19 protein-coding genes, 3 tRNA genes and 1 pseudogene are annotated in these 18527 nt (G+C 42.6%); 18 read left to right on the top strand and 5 right to left on the bottom strand.

The annotated features are described in order from the left end of the window. Nucleotides 1-4 precede the first annotated feature (4 nt). From ruvB to nadA, 10 genes are all read left to right on the top strand, one after another. Nucleotides 5-1018 carry a Holliday junction branch migration DNA helicase RuvB gene (ruvB, locus tag ACUM5Y_RS12370; protein ID WP_445977180.1) on the top strand — a complete coding sequence of 338 codons (1014 nt, stop codon included), beginning with the start codon at nt 5-7 and terminating at the stop codon, nt 1016-1018. Between the two features lie 9 nt (nt 1019-1027). Then, complete coding sequence (tolQ, locus tag ACUM5Y_RS12365; protein WP_445977179.1) at nt 1028-1708, top strand: protein TolQ; 681 nt, start codon at nt 1028-1030, stop codon at nt 1706-1708. Beyond that, nucleotides 1708-2136 carry a protein TolR gene (tolR, locus tag ACUM5Y_RS12360; RefSeq protein ID WP_445977178.1) on the top strand — a complete coding sequence of 143 codons (429 nt, stop codon included), beginning with the start codon at nt 1708-1710 and terminating at the stop codon, nt 2134-2136. The genes tolQ and tolR overlap by 1 nt, the downstream gene beginning before the upstream one ends. Beyond that, nucleotides 2136-3116, top strand: coding sequence for a cell envelope integrity protein TolA (tolA, locus tag ACUM5Y_RS12355; protein WP_445977177.1), 981 nt, complete (start codon nt 2136-2138; stop codon nt 3114-3116). The genes tolR and tolA overlap by 1 nt, the downstream gene beginning before the upstream one ends. A gap of 2 nt (nt 3117-3118) precedes the next feature. Further along, nucleotides 3119-4414, top strand: coding sequence for a Tol-Pal system beta propeller repeat protein TolB (gene tolB / locus ACUM5Y_RS12350; RefSeq protein WP_445977176.1), 1296 nt, complete (start codon nt 3119-3121; stop codon nt 4412-4414). Between the two features lie 19 nt (nt 4415-4433). Continuing rightward, nucleotides 4434-5033, top strand: a complete 600-nt coding sequence (pal, locus tag ACUM5Y_RS12345) for a peptidoglycan-associated lipoprotein Pal (RefSeq protein ID WP_445977175.1) — start codon at nt 4434-4436, stop codon at nt 5031-5033. A gap of 11 nt (nt 5034-5044) precedes the next feature. Next, nucleotides 5045-5815 carry a tol-pal system protein YbgF gene (ybgF, locus tag ACUM5Y_RS12340; protein ID WP_445977174.1) on the top strand — a complete coding sequence of 257 codons (771 nt, stop codon included), beginning with the start codon at nt 5045-5047 and terminating at the stop codon, nt 5813-5815. Nucleotides 5816-5856: 41 nt separating this feature from the next. Further along, nucleotides 5857-5932, top strand: a tRNA-Lys gene (locus ACUM5Y_RS12335). Between the two features lie 29 nt (nt 5933-5961). Next, nucleotides 5962-6037 (top strand) — tRNA-Lys (locus ACUM5Y_RS12330). A 42-nt stretch (nt 6038-6079) separates the two neighbouring features. Beyond that, entirely contained in the window at nt 6080-7129 is a 1050-nt protein-coding gene (gene nadA, locus ACUM5Y_RS12325; protein ID WP_445977173.1) for a quinolinate synthase NadA, read from the top strand. 22 nt (nt 7130-7151) lie between these two features. Here the strand turns inward: nadA and ACUM5Y_RS12320 are convergent, their stop codons facing one another. Continuing rightward, entirely contained in the window at nt 7152-8633 is a 1482-nt protein-coding gene (locus ACUM5Y_RS12320) for a coiled-coil domain-containing protein (protein ID WP_445977172.1), read from the bottom strand. Nucleotides 8634-8733: 100 nt separating this feature from the next. On the opposite strand from ACUM5Y_RS12320, the gene ACUM5Y_RS12315 reads away from it, so the two are divergent. The 6 genes and pseudogenes from ACUM5Y_RS12315 to ACUM5Y_RS12290 all read left to right on the top strand — a co-directional run bounded on the left by ACUM5Y_RS12315 (nt 8734) and on the right by ACUM5Y_RS12290 (nt 13138). Beyond that, nucleotides 8734-9300, top strand: coding sequence for a nitroreductase family protein (locus ACUM5Y_RS12315; protein ID WP_445977171.1), 567 nt, complete (start codon nt 8734-8736; stop codon nt 9298-9300). An 87-nt stretch (nt 9301-9387) separates the two neighbouring features. Beyond that, a tRNA-Ser gene (locus tag ACUM5Y_RS12310) sits at nt 9388-9475 on the top strand. A 426-nt stretch (nt 9476-9901) separates the two neighbouring features. After that, the gene (locus tag ACUM5Y_RS12305) at nt 9902-11236 is read left to right on the top strand and encodes an MATE family Na+-driven efflux transporter (protein WP_445977170.1); all 1335 of its coding nucleotides are present in this window, start codon (nt 9902-9904) and stop codon (nt 11234-11236) included. A 12-nt stretch (nt 11237-11248) separates the two neighbouring features. After that, nucleotides 11249-11302: pseudogene (locus tag ACUM5Y_RS12300) on the top strand (Fic family protein); the annotation flags it as partial. Continuing rightward, entirely contained in the window at nt 11282-11698 is a 417-nt protein-coding gene (locus tag ACUM5Y_RS12295) for a Fic family protein (protein WP_445977169.1), read from the top strand. The pseudogene ACUM5Y_RS12300 and the gene ACUM5Y_RS12295, both read left to right, overlap by 21 nt. Before the next feature lie 828 nt (nt 11699-12526). Further along, the gene (locus ACUM5Y_RS12290) at nt 12527-13138 is read left to right on the top strand and encodes a LysE family translocator (RefSeq protein ID WP_445977168.1); all 612 of its coding nucleotides are present in this window, start codon (nt 12527-12529) and stop codon (nt 13136-13138) included. On the opposite strand, the gene ACUM5Y_RS12285 is transcribed toward ACUM5Y_RS12290, so the two are convergent. Continuing rightward, nucleotides 13135-14046, bottom strand: a complete 912-nt coding sequence (locus ACUM5Y_RS12285; RefSeq protein WP_445977167.1) for a LysR family transcriptional regulator — start codon at nt 14044-14046, stop codon at nt 13135-13137. The two genes, ACUM5Y_RS12290 and ACUM5Y_RS12285, sit on opposite strands and share 4 nt — an antisense overlap. A 138-nt stretch (nt 14047-14184) precedes the next feature. Between ACUM5Y_RS12285 and ACUM5Y_RS12280 the strand changes: the two genes are divergently transcribed. Both ACUM5Y_RS12280 and ACUM5Y_RS12275 read left to right on the top strand, forming a co-directional pair. After that, nucleotides 14185-15351, top strand: a complete 1167-nt coding sequence (locus tag ACUM5Y_RS12280; RefSeq protein ID WP_445977166.1) for an MFS transporter — start codon at nt 14185-14187, stop codon at nt 15349-15351. 30 nt (nt 15352-15381) lie between these two features. Next, nucleotides 15382-16539, top strand: a complete 1158-nt coding sequence (locus ACUM5Y_RS12275) for an MFS transporter (RefSeq protein ID WP_445977165.1) — start codon at nt 15382-15384, stop codon at nt 16537-16539. Nucleotides 16540-16562: 23 nt separating this feature from the next. Here the strand turns inward: ACUM5Y_RS12275 and ACUM5Y_RS12270 are convergent, their stop codons facing one another. The 3 genes from ACUM5Y_RS12270 to ACUM5Y_RS12260 form a co-directional block, all read right to left on the bottom strand. Beyond that, nucleotides 16563-16973: a thermonuclease family protein gene (locus ACUM5Y_RS12270; protein WP_445977164.1), complete on the bottom strand. Its 411-nt coding sequence runs from the start codon at nt 16971-16973 to the stop codon at nt 16563-16565. 67 nt (nt 16974-17040) lie between these two features. Then, complete coding sequence (locus tag ACUM5Y_RS12265; protein WP_445977163.1) at nt 17041-17448, bottom strand: acyl-CoA thioesterase; 408 nt, start codon at nt 17446-17448, stop codon at nt 17041-17043. 18 nt (nt 17449-17466) lie between these two features. After that, nucleotides 17467-18450: a GGDEF domain-containing protein gene (locus ACUM5Y_RS12260; protein WP_445977162.1), complete on the bottom strand. Its 984-nt coding sequence runs from the start codon at nt 18448-18450 to the stop codon at nt 17467-17469. Between the last annotated feature and the right edge of the window lie 77 nt (nt 18451-18527).

The following is an 18527-nucleotide window of genomic DNA, read 5'->3' as shown; positions in this document are numbered from 1 at the left end:
CTTTATGATAGATCATGATCGAATTATCTCGGCAGAACTTAAAGGAAATGATCGGCAGGTCGATAGAGCTATAAGGCCTCAGGCCCTAGCAGAATATATTGGTCAACCTGTTGTTCGCGAGCAGATGGAGATTTTTATCCAAGCCGCTCGTCAACGGGGTGAGCCATTGGATCACACGCTAATATTTGGGCCGCCAGGCTTGGGTAAAACTACCTTGGCCAATATTATCGGTAATGAAATGGGCGCCGAAGTTAAAACCACTTCTGGTCCTGTGTTGGAAAGAGCTGGAGACCTTGCGGCCTTGCTTACCAATCTGGGAGAGGGTGATATTTTATTTATTGATGAAATCCACCGTCTTAGTCCAGCGATTGAAGAAGTGTTATATCCAGCCATGGAAGATTATCAACTGGATATCATGATAGGTGAAGGGCCAGCAGCTCGCTCAATTAAAATTGAACTCCCTCCATTCACATTGGTCGGAGCTACGACAAGAGCGGGTTTGTTAACCTCGCCTTTGCGCGACCGCTTTGGCATTGTGCAACGCTTAGAGTTTTATGATGTTGAGTCTTTAACCACGATTGTGGCGCGTTCAGCCAAGAAAATGGGCATGAACCTAGACCATTCTGGTAGCTTTGAAGTTGCCAGGCGCTCACGGGGCACGCCAAGGATAGCCAATCGACTATTAAGGCGTGTGCGAGATGTTGCCCAGGTAGAAAATGTCGACCTAGTGGGGCAAGCAGTTGCCCAGCGGGCATTAGATATGTTAAGTGTAGATAGCCAAGGTTTTGATCACCTTGACCGTCGTATGTTATTGACTATGATAGAGAAATTCGATGGTCGACCAGTTGGCTTGGACAGTGTTTCAGCAGCTCTAGGGGAAGACAAAGATACCATTGAAGATGTCATAGAGCCTTTTTTAATACAGCAAGGCTTTGTTATGAGAACGCCTCGAGGTCGTCAAGTGACGAAACGAGCGTATGAACATTTTAATTACCAATTACCGTCAGAATTAGAATAGAGGTTAATAATGTCAATTTGGGGACTGATCGCCAGTGCTAGTATCGTAGTTCAACTTGTTATGTTGATATTGTTAGCGGCTTCCATTTTTTCTTGGGTGGTTATTTTTCAACGTATTAGAGTGTTGAAACTAGCAAAGAAAACCCGTGCTGAATTTGAAGATCAATTTTGGTCAGGTATCGACCTTAGTCAACTGTACCGCAAACTCACCACTGAAGGTCGTAAGGTACAAGGTGTTGAAAGCATCTTTACCGCTGGTATTAAAGAATTCACTCGATTACGCCAAAGCCACAATGTGGACCCAGACGCCGTAATGGAGGGAGTACAAAGAGCCATGCGCGTCGCCTTGTACCGTGAAGAAGAAAAGCTAGATCAGCATTTACCGTTTCTTGCCACTGTCGGCTCTACCAGTCCATACATTGGTTTGTTTGGTACGGTTTGGGGGATTATGCATTCCTTTATCGGTTTGGCAGAAGTGCAGCAGGCAACCTTGGCAACTGTAGCGCCAGGTATCGCTGAAGCCTTGATTGCTACCGCGATTGGTCTAGCGGCTGCTATCCCGGCAGTCATTGCTTATAACCGATTTTCTGCCAGCGCCGAATCTTTAGCGTCAAGTTACGAAAACTTTTCCGATGAATTTAGTAGTGTCTTGCACCGTAAAGTGCATGTGCGTGAGGGAGGGGTGGCATAGTGGCTCGCTCCAGAAGACGCAACAAACGTCGCCCAATGGGCGAAATCAATGTGGTTCCTTACATAGATGTTATGTTGGTACTGCTGGTTATCTTTATGATCACAGCGCCAATGTTAACCCAAGGAGTTGACGTTGAATTACCCAATGCAAACGCTTCTCCTATCCAAGATACAGAAGAAGATGTGATGATCGCTTCGGTGGATTCATCAGGTCAGTATTATTTGGACTTTGGCGGTGAGCAAACGGCAATCAGCCTAGCTCAACTACAAGATAGAGTGCGTAAGGTAATTACTCAAAACTCAAAAATATCTGTGTTGGTTCGTGGCGATAAAAATGTTTCCTACGGTGAGGTAATTGGTTTAATGGTTGCCTTACAAGGTGCTGGGGTACCAAATGTGGGCCTAGTAACTGAGCCGGATAATAAATAATGAAATGGTTTAAGCATGATGGTTATGGCTTGCCTGCCACCTTAGCGGTTGGTTTGCACGGTGCTATTGCTATTGCTACTTTAGTTGCGGTGGATTTTTCTGAAGAGAAAAAACCAGCACCAAAACATCCTCCTGTGGTTAATGCTAGGGTGCTTGATGTTTCGCAAACAGTCATTGGTCAGCGCGAGGCGGAAGCCGAGAGACAAAAGCAAGCTGAACAGCAAGCCCAGAAAAAGAAAGCAGAAGCTGAGCGCAAACGCCAGGCGGATGCTAAGGCACTAGCCGAGCAAAAACGCAAACTTGCTCAAGCTAAAAAAGAAAAAGAAGAGGCGGTTAGGAAGTCTCAAGAAGCCAAACGCTTAGCGGATCAAAAAGCCGCTGAACAGAAAAAACGCGAGCAAGAGCAAAAACGTTTAGCGGAAAAGCAAGCGGCCGATAAGCGAAAAGCGGAGCAGCTCAAACAAGAGCAGGCCGCTTTGGCAAAGAAACAAGAGGCAGAGCGTCAGGCGGCAGCAGAACGTAAACGTGAAGCAGAGCGCCAGCAAGCCGAACAGGCAAGACGTGAAGCAGAGATTCAGCGAGCAGAGCAAGCCGCCCGTGAAGCAGAAGAACAACGTTTAGCGAAAGAGGCTGCAGAGAAAGCCGCTGAAGAACAAAGGCAGAGGCAAGTTGCCGAGGCTCAGATGGTTCAATCTATTAGTGGGCTGATTAATAGCCGCATAGAGGCCGTGTGGAGCAGACCAGCGAATGCAAGAAATGGTATGCAAACTACTTTGCGTATCTATTTTGTGCCGACTGGTGAAGTAATTAATGTGGAAGTACTTAAACGCAGTGGTGATGACTTATTTGATCAGCGAGCAGTAGACGCTGTTTATAAAGTGGGTCAAATTGAAGAGCTCGCAGATGTTGAGCCTTATGTGTTTGAGCGTAACTTCCGCCAGGTAGAATTATTATTTAACCCAACAGACTTGAGAAATTAATAATGTTTAATAAATGGGTCGCGATTTTAGTATTTGGTCTTTTCTTTAGTAGCGTTTCTAGGGCGCAATTGGTTATTGAGATTAACAGTGGGGCAGACCAGTTACTCCCCATTGCAGTAGTGCCTTTTGGTTACACTGGTACTAGGGCATTACCAGAAGATATCGCACAAATTGTTGAGAATGATCTGGTAAGAAGCGGCTTATTTGACGCAATTCCTCGCGCTAATATGTTAAGCATGCCAAGTAAAGAAGCGGACGTTTATTACCGTGATTGGCGCTTATTAAAAAGTGATTATGTCGTCATTGGTAGTGTGCAAGCGTTAACAGACGGCAAGTTTAGAATTGGTTTCGAGCTGCTTAATGTATTGAGTCAAAAGCCTGTACAAAAACATGCTTACATAGATGTCTCTGAATCCAACTTTCGAGATGCAGCTCATTATATTAGTGACAAAGTTTACGAGTTGCTGACGGGTATACCAGGTGCATTTAGCACGCGAATTCTATATGTTACTACAGAGGGCGATCAAAAGGCCCCAACCTTTAAGTTGCAGGTTGCGGATGCAGACGGGTATCGTCCAATCGTTGTGGTAACATCGAAAGAACCAATATTATCTCCTTCTTGGAGCAGTGATGGTCGCAACATAGCTTACGTAATGTTTCGTAACCGTCGACCAAATATCTTTATCCAAGAGCTGGCTTCTGGTAAAAGACAACAGATAGCGCAGTTTCGCGGATTAAATGGAGCGCCTGCTTGGTCTCCGGATGGCAAGAAATTAGCCTTGGTATTATCTAAGGATAATAACCCAGAGATTTATACGTTAGATATAGCAACACAGAAGCTAGAACGTATGACAAATCATTATGCCATCGATACTGAACCAAGCTGGGAGCCCGATGGTAAAGGTATAGTGTTTACATCTGATCGAGGTGGTAACCCACAGATATACCGTTTAGATGTAGACAGCAAAAGAGTAGAAAGGGTGACCTTTGAAGGTGACCTTAATACAAGAGCAAGAATGACTCCAGACGGTCGTTACCTTGTCACTGTACAGAAGAATGGTGGTAGTTATCATGTTGCTTTACAGGACATGAAAACAGGTCGAGTACAGATCTTAACAGAGACTTACTTAGACGAGTCACCAAGTATTGCGCCAAATGGTAGCATGGTCATATACGCCACAACTCATCAAGGACGCGGCATCTTAGCTGTGGTTTCCGTTGATGGACTTGTTAAGTATAGGTTACCATCAGCTGACGGTGATGTTAGGGAGCCGTCTTGGTCTCCGTATTTCAAATAAAGATAGTTAGGAGTGAATAATGAGTGTAAATAAATTAGGTAAGTTCGCTGTAGTTGGTTTATCTGCGGCTTGGATTGTAGGTTGTAGTACTTCTGCATCAGACACTGATACTTCTACTTCTGCTGAGTCAGAAGCAGCGGCACAAGAAGAAGCGGCTGCAGGTGAAACTGACCAAGCATTTGGTGCTGGCTCAGATAGCTCTTTAACAAGCGTAATTGTTGACGAAGAAGCGGCTGCTGCAGCGGCGGAAGCAGAAGCTAAACAAGCGGCTATGGATCTATTGAGCAGTGCTCAAACTGTTTTCTACTTTGACTTTGACAAATCTATCGTTCGTCCAGAGTCTCGTGAAGCCCTTGCGATTCACGCTCAGTACCTAGTTGCAAACCCATCTGCACGTGTTGTGCTAGAGGGTCATGCTGATGAGCGTGGTACTCGTGAATACAACATGGCTCTAGGTGAGCGTCGTGCTAAAGCGATCAGCCGTTACCTTACTATCCAAGGCGTTGCTGCTTCTCAAATCGAAACAGTTAGCTTCGGTGAAGAAGTGCCAGTTTCTTTCGGTCATGATTCTGCTTCTTGGCAAGCAAACCGTCGCGTAGAAATTCGCTACGAGCAATGATCGTTAAAGCAATGAGAGTACGCTCTTTTGCAATGGCGCTGTGTTTCACAGCGCCTTTTGCGCTTGCAGACACTCTGTCAGTGTCTGCAGGTGGGCTTTCTCCAAACGCCGCGGCAGATTTATTGTTTCAGCTAGAAACGCTGCAGCAAGAAGTACAACACCTGCGTGGTAAGCTAGAAGAACAAGAGTACGAGCTCAACAAAATGAAACAACAGCAACGAGATCGGTACATAGATCTTGATAAGCGTATTTCATTAGTGATGGCAAACGCCTCTAAAAATCCTCAGCCTGCTGTGCAAAGTACACCGGCTGTAGCTGCTACTCCAGCGACTAGTCAACCTACCGTAAACGCTACCGAAACAAACTTAACACCTCTTATCGCACCAATTAAGTTAGAACCTACCTCTGCAGAAGCAAAAGCTGCTTATTCAAGTGCTTATGGATTAATTCGTCAAAAACAATATGAAGCTGCTCATGCTGCTTTTATTCAATTTGTCGCAGACTATCCTAACAATGCTTTAACAGGAAATGGCTACTATTGGTTAGGGGAATTGAAACTCGTTTTGGGCGATCAACAAGGTTCATTGAACGACTTTAAAACCGTGGTACAAAAATTCTCTGGCCACAGTAAAGAAGCCGATGCCATCTATAAACTGGGCATTGTCAATGATCAACTTGGTTCCACAGCTGACGCTAAGCAATACCTGCAAGACGTTATTCGACGCTTCCCAAATACCAACAGTGCAAAACTCGCAACAAAGTACTTGGCTGGCCTAAAATAACTTGCAATTCTCAACGGGCTCTGTAGTATACGCAACCCGTTGGGTCGTTAGCTCAGTTGGTAGAGCAGTTGACTTTTAATCAATTGGTCACTGGTTCGAATCCAGTACGACCCACCAACAACTTCTTTTATTCCATAGTGATTTTTGGGTCGTTAGCTCAGTTGGTAGAGCAGTTGACTTTTAATCAATTGGTCACTGGTTCGAATCCAGTACGACCCACCAAAAACACCTCATTACTGCTCCCCGTATTTAAGGAGTTATCACATGACCGAGCTTTACAACAAAGCGGCTCTTCGCGAGACTGTCCAACAGCACCTGTCTGCTGCTGAAAATACTCTTAAAACACCTTCTGTTGATAATCAATCCATCCGTGATGAAATCAAATCTCTGCTGGAAGAAAAAAATGCAGTGCTTGTGGCTCATTACTACACAGAAGACGCTATTCAAGAGCTAGCAGAAGAAACAGGCGGCGTCATTGCAGACTCCTTAGAAATGGCACGCTTTGGTGCTCAGCACCCAGCACAGACATTAGTCGTTGCTGGCGTAAAGTTCATGGGTGAGACGGCTAAAATCCTTAGCCCAGAAAAAACCGTGTTAATGCCAACTTTAGAGGCGACTTGTTCTTTAGACATCGGTTGTCCGATAGATGATTTTTCTGCTTTCTGTGATCAGCACCCTGATCGCAAGGTTGTGGTATATGCCAATACCTCTGCAGCTGTAAAAGCCCGCGCAGATTGGGTGGTGACATCCAGCATTGCCCTAGAAGTTGTTGAACATTTAAAGGAGCAGGGTGAAAAGATTATCTGGGCACCGGACCAGCACCTTGGCGGCTATATACAACGTGAAACCGGTGCTGACATGGTGCTTTGGGATGGCGCATGTATTGTTCATGAAGAATTCAAAGCCAAAGGCATATTAGACCTTAAAGCAGTTTACCCTGATGCGGCGATTCTGGTTCACCCTGAGTCTCCTGAATCAGTGGTTGAGATCGCTGATGTGGTGGGTTCTACATCTCAATTGCTTAACGCATCGAAAAAAATGTCCAACAGCACGTTTATTGTGGCGACTGACCGAGGTATTTTCTACAAAATGCGCCAAGCATCCCCAGACAAACGTTTTGTGGAAGCACCGACGGCTGGCTCTGGTGCAAACTGCCGCAGCTGTGCTCATTGCCCTTGGATGGCGCTCAATAGTCTAGAGATGCTTAGAGACTCCCTAAAAGCCACTACGGGTGAAATTCAAGTAGATGAAGAGGTGAGGGTTAAAGCGCTCATTCCTTTACAGCGCATGTTGGACTTTAACGTCGCTAAATAAAGCATCAATCTAGGGGTAACAATTATTGATTGATTACCCCTAGATACTTCCTCTCTAAATCCGCAAAGGCTAATTGTAAGCGGTCATATTCTAGGTTTTTCTTGTTGTATTCTACGCGCAGGGCTTGATGGTCATCTTTTGTGATGGCTTGTACATCTTGCTCCTTAAGCTGAGTGATTCTCTGTAATAATTCCCGGTTTTTTGTTCTCTGCGTTTGTAAGCCCTCAGGCACTTGATGCCCCATGGACTCAGCCAGTTTAGCTTTTAGTTCGTCGTTAGCTTTTTCCGCCGTAGTAAGTTCTTGAGCAAGAAGCTCCACACAGGTTTCAGACTCGTGCAGTAAACGCTCTAGCATCTGGCTATCTTTATCCTGCTCTCTTAATGCATCGTTAGGGGCTGACTCCAGAGCAGCGCTAAGGCCTTTTTGAAGCGAATCAAGAGCATCACGTTTATCGCTGTTAATGGATTGTAAAGAACTAATGGCAGACTCATTTTTTTCTACCAGTTGCTTTTCTAACTCTGCTAATCGTTGATCTTTTTTACTAATAGATTTTTTGAGGTTCTGGATGGACAAGTCCGTATCTTTTAGTTCGTGTTCCAATTGTTGGACTATCATCTGAGATTCGGCTGATAACCTTTCAAGTCGGCTCAACGCAACACGTTGGGCTTCTTCTGTATCAGTAGGAGTCGCTTCCTTGTCACCAATTTGATTCTTTAGCTGGTCAATGACGATTTTCTGACGATGAGTAAGGCTCGCTAAACTTGCCGCCTGCAATGCAGAGGCGGGTTTATCTTTGTTCGCTTTAGAGTATTCCGCGGCATTATGTTTAATTAGTTCTGGTGTATCAACCTCCTGACCATTGAGTTTTGCTATTTTCTTTTGTAACTCACTTAGCTCTAACTTGAGTCTTTGGTATTCCGTATGTTTAATCCCCATGCGGCGGACTTTAGTTTTAGTATTCTCAATACTCTTGCGAAGGTCTTCATTAAGAAGCGCTTGGTTCGCTTGCAAAGCTTCTTTAGAAATAAGAATTTCTGTGGTTTGAGTGAACTCTTGTTCTGCCAGTTTCAGCGATTTTTTAAGTTCCTCGCTGTCTACTTTTTGTAACTTAGGTGACGTAATGGCATACAGTAAACTGGATAGAAAACGGCTTAGGGTGGGTTTAGGTTGTTCCGCTTGGTTGTTCAGCAGAATTGAACGCTCAGCTTGCAGTAAGCTGCCCCAAATTTTGAATAAATTGAGCTGTGAAGGGGATTTGATAGTGGGTAGCACAGCAACAGCGTAAGATATTTGCTGATTAATATAGTGTACTAAGCCATGGTAGTTTTCACTATCTTGCAAATTATCAGCTTCAAGACTTTGTTGGCCTTTAGATGCCTCGTCTGCATTTTTAGTATTTTGATTATTTGCGTGCTGTCGACGTACTAACCATGCCATAAGCAAGCTTGCGACAAGTAACACTGTGTTGAATTCAACTAATAACCAGATAAGCCATTTTGGCATAAAAACTCCCATTTGGTGGGTGTAGAGGTATCTTGCTCTAAAGCCATATTGATATACTAATGATTATAGTGCCTTTTAATATATTTTGGATCTAGCTTTTATGAGTGATGAAATTGTTAACTTTATCCGTCAGCGAGCTTCCCATGCTGATTTGTCTTTGCCAGCTCCTAGCCAAGAAGAATGGTTGAAAATACTTGATGCCGCTAGTCGAGCCCCAGATCACGGTAACCTAAAGCCTTGGCGTTTCAGAGTATACCAAGGGGAAGGGCGTCGCAAAATTGGTGAGCTATATTGGCAACACGCCCTGGCGGAAGTGCCAGACCTTAGTGAAGAGAAAAAAGAAGCTTTCATAAAAAAAGCCTACCGTGCACCCAGTATTTTACTTGTTTATGCCAATGTTCAAACCCACCCCAAAGTGCCAGATTTTGAACAAATCATGGCAACTTCTGCTGCTGCACAGCTTGCGCTATTAGCCTTAGAGTCTTTAGGCTATGGTGGCATTTGGCGAACAGGCCCTGCTTGCTTTACCAGTAAAGCAAAAGAGCTTTTGTCATTGTCAGAAGAAGATCAACTGGTCGGGCTTATCTACGCAGGCACGCCAAATAGTGCCAATAGAGAAGTGAAAGATACTCAGATTGAAAATCACCTGGAATGGGTAACAGATTAATTTTTAAGACTATTTGTAAAAAATAGTTGCATTGAAATAGCGACATCATTAATATACGCGGCACAAATTACGCACTGCGTAAATTTTGGTGAGCTGTCCGAGTGGCCGAAGGAGCACGCCTGGAAAGCGTGTATGTCGAAAGGCATCAAGAGTTCGAATCTCTTGCTCACCGCCATTATTCCATAAAGATTAAGACTTAGAAGCCTACTTCTTGATCTTGTACTGCAATCAGTACATCAATAGAAACCGAATAGATTAATTTCTGTTCGGTTTTTTTATGACTCCGGCATCGTCTTAAGCTTCTTCAAGTAGTATTTTATCTTTTATTTTTGAGCTGACTTAACTCATTGAAAAGTTAAATATTCTGGTTACAAATAGTCTTTAAATGGTATCTCTAAGCAAGAATTATTATTTGTAAGTAATTAAAAACCTATTATTTAACACCATGGGCCTACTAGAAGCTAATAATCTCTGGCAAACTCATGGCAGCCCATACTGTTTAAGTTTTTTATAGCGCTTTCAAACTAATAGTACATCAAAATGTGTTATAGAATAAAAACCAGTATTGCGCTTCAGATAATTCAAGCCTGTAAGGATTTTTATGTTAAAAACGGAATTAAAGCAAATTAACTTTAGGCTTTGGCTAGTCTTAATGGTTAGCAGCTTCATCCCGCTTATTTATTCGACAACACGTATTCATTTTATTGGCAGTATGCCAGATAGCTGGTCGCTTAGCATTGCGGCCCAAGTAGCCTGGTTAAACATTGGCTATGAGGTTATTGGTGAAGCTCTCATGCTTCCATTAGCCTTTATTCTTGGGCAAGCTTTCCTGAACCCCGTAGAGTTTAGAAAAAGGGCAATTTCATCATTCGCTATCATTGTTTTGGTTTATGCAATCATGACGGCTTTTGTTGTTCACTTTACTCCTCAGCTTGTTACAGCCATGCAGCAAAACAGCAAGCTATTACAGGAAACCATTGTGTATATCCGCTTAGAAGCACTCGCCATTTTTATTTCTAGTGGTTATATGTTTATGAATTTGCTTCTTGTACTTTATAGTAAGTACAAAGCACTTTATACACTTTTGGTCATCCAAACAGTGCTTACTGTGTTTTGTGACAGTGTTCTGGTTAGCCAACTGCCGTTCTCTTATAAACTTGGTGTAAATGGCATTGCAGTAACAAATATTCTAGTTAACTCATTATTAGTTTTTGTTGCTCTTCAGTTACTCAAGCACAATGGCATTAAGCTATCTTACAAAGACATAAGTTTCAAAAATCAAGTCTGGTTAAGATTATGGTTCAACGTAGGAAGCAAGTCTGGTATAGAGTCTTTTGTTAGAAACACCGCATTTGTGGTTATGATTCTTCAGTTAATGAATCAGCTTCAGCAGGCAGGGACGTTCTGGGTTGCAAATGGATTTATTTGGGGATGGTTGCTATTACCTATACTGACGCTAGGGCAAGTGGTGAAGAGAGATGCAGCAACGAACAACGGACTTAGTGAAGAGCGAATTAATAGCTATTTAATGATCACGCTAGGTGTTGTCGCGTTATGGTTGCTAACGATACCGTTTTGGGAAAGTTTTGTTCATAACGTCATAGGCATAAGCAATGCTTCTGAAGTAACGCATCTAGTGGTGGTTATGATTGGCTTCTATGTTGTCTTTGCCTTCAACAATGTGATCGATAGCTATTTTTACGGCATAGGTCGAACAGACTTAATGTTGTATCAGTCGTTGATCGTAAATACTTTGTTTTATGGCGCAGCTTATATTAGTTATCAGCAAGGAGTGTTTGTACCTTCTTTGAACAAAATTGCGATTATGTTTGGGCTTGGTATCACTCTAGATGCGGTCATTACTTGGCTTTTATATCGAATGGTAATAAAACAAACAAAAACTATGAGGGACGTCTCAGAGCTATTGTTCTCTTAAGACAAATTTGAATTTATTCACCCATTCAGCGATGGAAACGGACGAATGGGGCGCTTTTGGCAGACACTAGTATTAAAGCGTTGGCATCCTTTACTTGCATTTTTACCGGTAGAAACCGTCATCAAAGCGAGACAAGAAGAATACTATCAATCGCTTCGAGAAGCGGACGCCAAGTCTGACTGTAGTGTCTTTATAGAATTTTTGTTATCCGCTATTAATGAGTCACTTACAGAAGCAATCCAGTCGGAAGAAAAAACGACGGTAGAAGTGTCGGTAAAAACCCCAGATCAAATTCTAGCTGCATTATCTGTAAGTCCAGACCTGACATTAGCTGATGTAGCAGAGAGAATTGGTAAGTCATTGAGAACTGTGGAACGGGCTGTGTCGAAGCTGAAAGAGGAAGGGCGCTTGGAGTACCAAGTCCCTAAGAAAAATGGTATTTGGGTGGTTAAAAAAATTTAAAACAGGAATGTTTTTTCCCAAACAAACTAGGAAAAAGAGAAGTCAATGTCGACGTGAAAACGTTAAGTCCATTCCTTTTTCAGATTTCATCCGCTATGCATCAACGACGGAAAAACAAACGTTTTTTGAGAAAGTAAGAGATTTAGCCATTGATGATCAACGGCAAGTCATTGCCCAGGCTGAAGAGCTTAAACATAGAAAAGCAAAGTAACTAGCTTTTATATTACAGAGACTAAAAAGCGTGACAGCTATGAAAAATGGTATAGAGAATACTTGGAAGGAGAAAAGTCTGAGTTAGATAATTGCGAATGGTTTTGAAAGAAAGGAATGGTCGCCTATTATGGACCGGACGATACGGTCACCTCTTTCTACGCAATGGTAGGTGAGCGAGAGAATTCTGACCGTTTACCAAAGTTATGTCAATAACCTTTTCCTGAAATGCAATCAGGCAATAAACGAAGCTTTGCCGATATAGGTGTTGTTGATGGGGATGCATTTGGTGGTTTGATCAGGAGTAGAAGACAATAAAAACCCCCACGTAATCTCAAAGAGACAAGAGGCAGGGGCCATATTACTGATAATGTTAAATTTGGCGACGCTAACAAGTCAAGCGATAACTCCTCTTAATAGGAATCTGACAAATCCATATACAATTGAGTTAGTTGTGCAAGCTTGGATGATAAAACGGGAAAGATAGTTTATGTTCAGTAACTTTGGAGTAACGTGAAATGTTAAAGAGCAATTAGGGACTACTCTTGGTTTAGTTGCTAACCTACCGCAATTTTCATTACTATCACTCACCAAAATAATAACTCAGGATGAGCCCCCATGACCTTAAGTTTCATCATTACGCTTTTTACCATTTGTCTTCTAGGTGCTATGTCTCCAGGGCCAAGCCTTGCGGTTGTGGCTAAGCATTCTTTAACAGGTGGCCGGTTGTATGGTATCGCAGTGGCTTGGTCTCATGCGTTGGGTATTTTGATTTATGCTTTTTTTACCATGAGCGGCTTGTCGATTTTGCTGACACACTCACCGATGTTATTCAAAGCTATTACTTACCTTGGAGCAGCCTATCTTGCTTATTTAGGAATACGATCGCTGTTATCGAAAGGTGGCCTTGAAGATAAGCTAAAGTCGGGGAATAAGGTTAGCATTAAACAAGTCATGATAGATGGCTTGGCTATCTCATTGCTCAACCCCAAGATTGCCCTGTTTTTCATCGCCTTGTTTAGTCAATTCATTAATGAGGCTAACAGCGTATCCATGAACCTAGTGATCGCTTTTACGCCCGCTATTCTTGATGGATTGTGGTACACCTTGGTGGCCATTATTCTTTCTAACAGTGCCATCATTGAGCATATTCGTAGCAAAGCGTCTGTCATTGATAAGGTCACAGGGTTTCTGCTTATTTTGTTGGCTCTAAAGGTTGTTTTTAATTAGATGGCCATGGAGTCACGAATATCATTTCTGGAAGCCATTACGACCCCTAAAAACTCTTCTATCGTGGTGTTTAAGCGACTGGTTTTATACTGGATCTCCATGGGGATTTCAGTATTTACTTTCTCTAGACGGATAAAGTCACAGCCATCACTGTATAGCTTTCGGGTACAGTAGGGGGCTATGGCCGTCCCAAGCCCCGCAGCAACTTCTGTCACCAGGGTTTGCATATGTTTAGGTTGGCTTACGATATTAGGTGAAAAACCTGCCTGACGGCACAGAGTGATGGTTTCATCAAACAGGCCAAGCGCTTCATTTCGATTAAAAATTATAAACTCTTCATCTTTCAATTCACTCAGCTCAACTTGTTGACTGCCAGCTAACCTGTGGTGTTTGTTGACAATCAGCACCAGTTTATCGGTATAAACGTTATGGGCGCTGTAATCGCCTTTGAGGGACTCTGGTAGGGGTCTTGAGAAGGCAATATCTATGGTGTCGCTTTGCAAAGCCTCTATGTTTTCCGTGGCCGTCATTTCATATAAGGATACATGGACATGGGGAAAACTAATTTTATATAAACGAATGATCTGGGCTAGGAAAGATAAGCAGGCCGATCCAAGGTAACCAATATTGAGGCTTCCGATCTGCCCTTTATGAGCGCGCTTAGCCTGAACTTTGGCTTGTTCACTTAATTGCAAGATTAAGGCAGCGTCTTTTAAGAGCTGTTCTCCAGCTGGCGTTATCGATACATCTCTTGAATTTCGACGAAAAAGCAAAACGCCAAGCTCATCTTCTAAGCTAGAAATGTGACGACTAATGGCAGGTTGAACTGTGTTTAGCTCACGTGCCGCTTCAGAAAAGCTCTTATGCTTAGCAACACAAACAAAGCTTTTAAGGGGTTTAATATCCATTGCTATGTCCTTTGGAACACTTTGCTCAATAGGGAATTTATCTATGCTTTTTTAGTATTGAATCAATAAAATAATAACATTTTTGTTATTAATAAATAGACTTTATGATTCAAGCTTAATTAATTGAAAGAGTGTTTCATGAGTCAGACATCCGCAAAACTAGGTCGCTTTTTACTATTGCTGATGACAACTGCCATCGCAGCCAGTGCAGCCAATTTGTACTATAGCCAGCCCATTTTGCCCTTAATGAGAGCAGAGTTCGGTCTTACAGATACCCAGTTAAGTGGTGTACCGGCGCTCACACAACTTGGCTATGCCGTTGCATTATTGTTTATCTCTCCATTAGGGGATTCTATACCTAGAAGAAAGTTAATTAGCATTTTGTCATGCTGTTTGGTGGTTTCGTCGCTACTAGCCTTTGTGACACCAAGTTATTGGCTGCTGCTAGTCGCAGTATTCGTTATTGGCGTTAGTGCGAATATCACACAACAGCTGATCACGTTTGCAGCGTCATTAGTGAGTCAAGAAAATCGCGGTGCAACCTTAGGTACTCTTATGATGGGGTTAACCATAGGTATCTTATTGTCACGAACGTTGAGTGGCTTTCTAGGTGAGCAAACAGGCTGGCGCATTGTGTTTCTGATGTCTGCACTGCTGGCTACTCTGTTCGGTATTCTACTGCAAATGTATCTACCATCGAACACTCCACAAACCAATCTTGGTTATTGGGCGCTTATAAAAAGCTCAGTGAGTATTTTGGCAAAAAGCAAAGCCTTGCAAATTTATACGTTCTCTGGGGCGTGTTGGTTTGCAGCCTTTAATGCTCTTTGGGCCACATTGGCCATTTATGTTAGTGATGTGCCTTTTGAGTACAACGCCCAACAAGCTGGCTTATTTGGTGTGATCGCACTGGCTGGTGTGATTGGCGCAAAATCCTCTGGGAAATGGGTGCATAAAATTGGCTCGAAAAAGCTCATTCATTGGGTGCTAGTGGTTGGCGCGGTCGGTTTTATTGGTAGTGGTGTTTTCGCTGGAGAACTCATTCCTTTAATTATCGGCATTATTCTGATTGATTTCGCAATTTTCAGCGCTCAAGTAGCTAACCAAGTACGTGTTTTTAGCATCGACCCTAAAGCTCAGAGCCGTATTAATGGCTTATACATGCTGGGTTATTACATTGGTGGCGCTGTAGGTTCGACCCTTGGCGTCATAGCATTCGACTACCTACATTGGTTGGGTGTCGTAATAGTAAGTGTGGCGTTTATTTTAATGAGCATGATAACCAATGCTTTTGCAAAGCATTAATATTCAACATTTATTTATAGAGAAGAAACTATGACAAGATTAACAACAGCAGGACAATACACATTGTTATGTATTGCCAGCCTAACCATCATGGTGGGTTCGGTGGTTGCACCTGGGCTTATCAGCATTGCGGCAGGCTTAGGCATTACCGAAAATTCGGTTCTATTAGTCACTTTGCCCGCTTTAGGTGCCGTGTTATTTGCTCCTATTGCAGGCAAAATAATCGATAGATACGGTGCTTATCCATCCTTAGTGATAGGTTTGTTTCTATATGGCCTGATTGGCGCCAGTGTGTATTTATTACATGGACCAACACATGTATTCGCCAACCGTATTCTACTAGGTGGTGTCACATCAATTGTCATGGCAGCCTGTACCGTGCTTATTTCACAATGGTACTTTGGTCACGAAAGACTCGGGATGATCGCTAAGCAGGGCATGGCAATAGAGTTGGGCGGTGTCATCTTTTTGTTTGTGGGTGGACTTTTGGCAGCACAATATTGGGGCTTGCCTTTAGCTATCTATTTATTAGCATGGTTGTTTTTAGTTATGTTGGTGGCCTTGGTTCCACGAAAACACCCAGCTGAACCAAAGGACGAAAGTCCAATTATCGATACAGTCCAACAGCTTGGCATGTCACTTAAGACTGTTTATTTAATTGCTGTATTGGCCATGGTGATTTTCTTTACCAGTACGGTATCTCTGCCATTGGTGTTGCACGAAAGATATTACTCAGAAGAAGAAGTAGGGATACTACTTGCCTTTATCTCAATGGTAGCGGTAATAACGGCGCATTTTCTTCCTAGAATGACAGGGAAATTGGGTGAGCAAAACACCTTACTGGTCGCCTTTATAAGTTTAGGCATTTCCTATGTGTGTTTCATTCAGCCTAATTATTTTGTGTCTTGGGTAGGAGCTATTGCCAGCGGTATAGGTTTTGGTTTTAGTATTCCGCTGCTAAATCACATGACAGTAGAAAGAAGCCCATTGGCAGTAAGAGGGCGCAATTTGTCTTACTTCACCATGGCGGTATTTTCGGGGCAGTTTCTAACTTCCTTTGTAGAATACATACCTGGGGCGCTAACGAATGTTTATATTTTGAACGTGGCAGCCAGCGTTATCATTGTGCTAGCTTTGTTTTTCACAGGAAAAAAGGGTGTGGCATCTAATGGAGCAGAAGCTCAATAAAACTTACTAAGCTGATGAAGGGCTTAGCACCAACCGTCCCTATGACCACCTTCATAGGGGCGGGCATGACCCGAAGTGATCAGTTTATCTGTCAAAGACTCACCATCAATATAAACATCCGCGATTAAGCGAAAATACTTGCCACGTTTTAAGTCTCGAAGCTCAATACTCTTACTATTGGAAAGTAGGCTGCGAGTGAAATCACGAGCAGCTTTGGCCTGTACTTTTTCACTCTCACATTTGCCCCGAATCTCAGCGGCGTCAACGCCGTTAACCCGAATAGACATGTTTTTACCGATAATGTCTGGCCAGCCATTAATGTCGACACGGAAGGTATCGGCATCGTACACAGAAATAACCCGTTCTACGAAAACAGACTGACTATAGGAATGGATAGGGAGCAGTAAAAAGCAAAGTACAACAAGACGATTCATTAAAAGCCTAACAATGTTTTTAGCACGCTCCTTGTGCGATGAAATATTTGAAAATAATTAAGCCAGTTTACTCTTTGAAAAGCAATTCGGCTTCTTTGAAAATAATCGGCTTGCCTTCCGTGTTGGTAGAAGTCACCGTCATATTCGCAGTTAACACCAATTGATTAGTGGTCGCGTGAAAGATCTCTTGAACAAAGATAAGTTTTAACTTTGACTGTCTATCAACATGGGTCTGAATATAGAACTCATCGCCACTCTTTAAAGAGCGTTTGTAATTCAATTCTGCTTTAATCAGCACAAGATGAATGCCTTGCGCTGTGATCTTGGCAAAGTCTAAACCCTTTAATTTGATGAATAGATGCCTAGCGTGCTCAAGATAGTTTTGGTAAACAGAATTATTAACAATCCCCTGCATGTCACACTCGTAATCACGAACTGAAAAGAAGGTCTGTTTAGGAGTAATTAAGTTTGTCATCTTGGCACCTACGTTTAGTTAAGCACTTAAACCATGGGTAGAAACACAATTTTTACCCGAGGCCTTAGCCATGTTTAAATTTCCTTCTGCCCGCGCCATAAGTTCTTGGCAGGTCTCATCACCAAAAATGGTCGCTATACCCACCGATACGGTAACGGGCTTCAACAAAATCTTTGTTTGTTTATAGCGAATCTTTTGGATCGATACCTTTTCACGGATTTGTTCACCTAAATGCGTAGCACTTTTCAATTCCATATCATTGATCACGATGGCAAAACGGCCACCTTGTAATCTGGCAATATAGCCATCATCAGGTAGGCAGGATTTAATCGTTTCAGCGATAAAACGAATGAGGGCGTTGCCTGCTCGTTTGCCGTATTCCTTATTGACAAGGGACAAGCCATCTATGTCAGCCACTAGCAAGCTCAAATCTTCTTCTGCCTGAGGAATGGAATCAACAAGATGCCTTTCCAAACCTCTAAAATTGGCCATTTTTGTTAACTGGTCCAATTCGGTATTCTTTTTCATCTCATTCAATTCGGTATTTAACTTGTCCAGTTCCTTCTGCACATTTTGCAATGAATGACTAAATTGGATGGCCGCTTTGTTGGCTTTCTGTGTGCCTCTTTCGAGATATTTAATGACTTTTTCAACTTGTTTTGGCTCATCAGTATTTTTCAAAGCATGACGGCTCTTACTCAAGGTTTTGGTCAATTGCTGAATTTCTTTGTTCATTTCATTGGAAGAATCTCCAATGTCACTGGTCATGGTCTCCAGTGTTTTTTGATGTTCTCTTTGATAGGAAAACTCATCGGATAACAAAAAATCATGAAAAAGCTCTCTGGCAACATAGCTTGGAAAACTGCCAAAGTTTCTTAGGGTGCTATCCATGAGTTGATTAAGTTTTTGATTGCGATTTGAAACGTATTCGTACCAAACTCCATAGTTGTATGGAGTGGGGGCAATATCGAGCTTTAACATTAGTGGGACTGCTTTGCGCATTAGCCGATTTGCTTGCTTGTTGTTTTCCTGGTACATGAAAACCTCATTTTTACGACTTTCCTTAAACATCCCGTATT

The organism is Marinomonas dokdonensis, from assembly GCF_052747885.1.
This window is presented reverse-complemented; position numbering and strand designations above follow the sequence as displayed.

Coding starts and splice junctions, on each gene's coding strand:
- ruvB (WP_445977180.1), top strand. CDS start 5: ATGATAGATCATGATCGAATTATCTCGGCAGAACTTAAAGGAAATGAT.
- tolQ (WP_445977179.1), top strand. CDS start 1,028: ATGTCAATTTGGGGACTGATCGCCAGTGCTAGTATCGTAGTTCAACTT.
- tolA (WP_445977177.1), top strand. CDS start 2,136: ATGAAATGGTTTAAGCATGATGGTTATGGCTTGCCTGCCACCTTAGCG.
- tolB (WP_445977176.1), top strand. CDS start 3,119: ATGTTTAATAAATGGGTCGCGATTTTAGTATTTGGTCTTTTCTTTAGT.
- pal (WP_445977175.1), top strand. CDS start 4,434: ATGAGTGTAAATAAATTAGGTAAGTTCGCTGTAGTTGGTTTATCTGCG.
- ybgF (WP_445977174.1), top strand. CDS start 5,045: ATGAGAGTACGCTCTTTTGCAATGGCGCTGTGTTTCACAGCGCCTTTT.
- nadA (WP_445977173.1), top strand. CDS start 6,080: ATGACCGAGCTTTACAACAAAGCGGCTCTTCGCGAGACTGTCCAACAG.
- ACUM5Y_RS12320 (WP_445977172.1), bottom strand. CDS start 8,633: ATGCCAAAATGGCTTATCTGGTTATTAGTTGAATTCAACACAGTGTTA.
- ACUM5Y_RS12315 (WP_445977171.1), top strand. CDS start 8,734: ATGAGTGATGAAATTGTTAACTTTATCCGTCAGCGAGCTTCCCATGCT.
- ACUM5Y_RS12305 (WP_445977170.1), top strand. CDS start 9,902: ATGTTAAAAACGGAATTAAAGCAAATTAACTTTAGGCTTTGGCTAGTC.
- ACUM5Y_RS12295 (WP_445977169.1), top strand. CDS start 11,282: ATGGGGCGCTTTTGGCAGACACTAGTATTAAAGCGTTGGCATCCTTTA.
- ACUM5Y_RS12290 (WP_445977168.1), top strand. CDS start 12,527: ATGACCTTAAGTTTCATCATTACGCTTTTTACCATTTGTCTTCTAGGT.
- ACUM5Y_RS12285 (WP_445977167.1), bottom strand. CDS start 14,046: ATGGATATTAAACCCCTTAAAAGCTTTGTTTGTGTTGCTAAGCATAAG.
- ACUM5Y_RS12280 (WP_445977166.1), top strand. CDS start 14,185: ATGAGTCAGACATCCGCAAAACTAGGTCGCTTTTTACTATTGCTGATG.
- ACUM5Y_RS12275 (WP_445977165.1), top strand. CDS start 15,382: ATGACAAGATTAACAACAGCAGGACAATACACATTGTTATGTATTGCC.
- ACUM5Y_RS12270 (WP_445977164.1), bottom strand. CDS start 16,973: ATGAATCGTCTTGTTGTACTTTGCTTTTTACTGCTCCCTATCCATTCC.
- ACUM5Y_RS12265 (WP_445977163.1), bottom strand. CDS start 17,448: ATGACAAACTTAATTACTCCTAAACAGACCTTCTTTTCAGTTCGTGAT.
- ACUM5Y_RS12260 (WP_445977162.1), bottom strand. CDS start 18,450: ATGCGCAAAGCAGTCCCACTAATGTTAAAGCTCGATATTGCCCCCACT.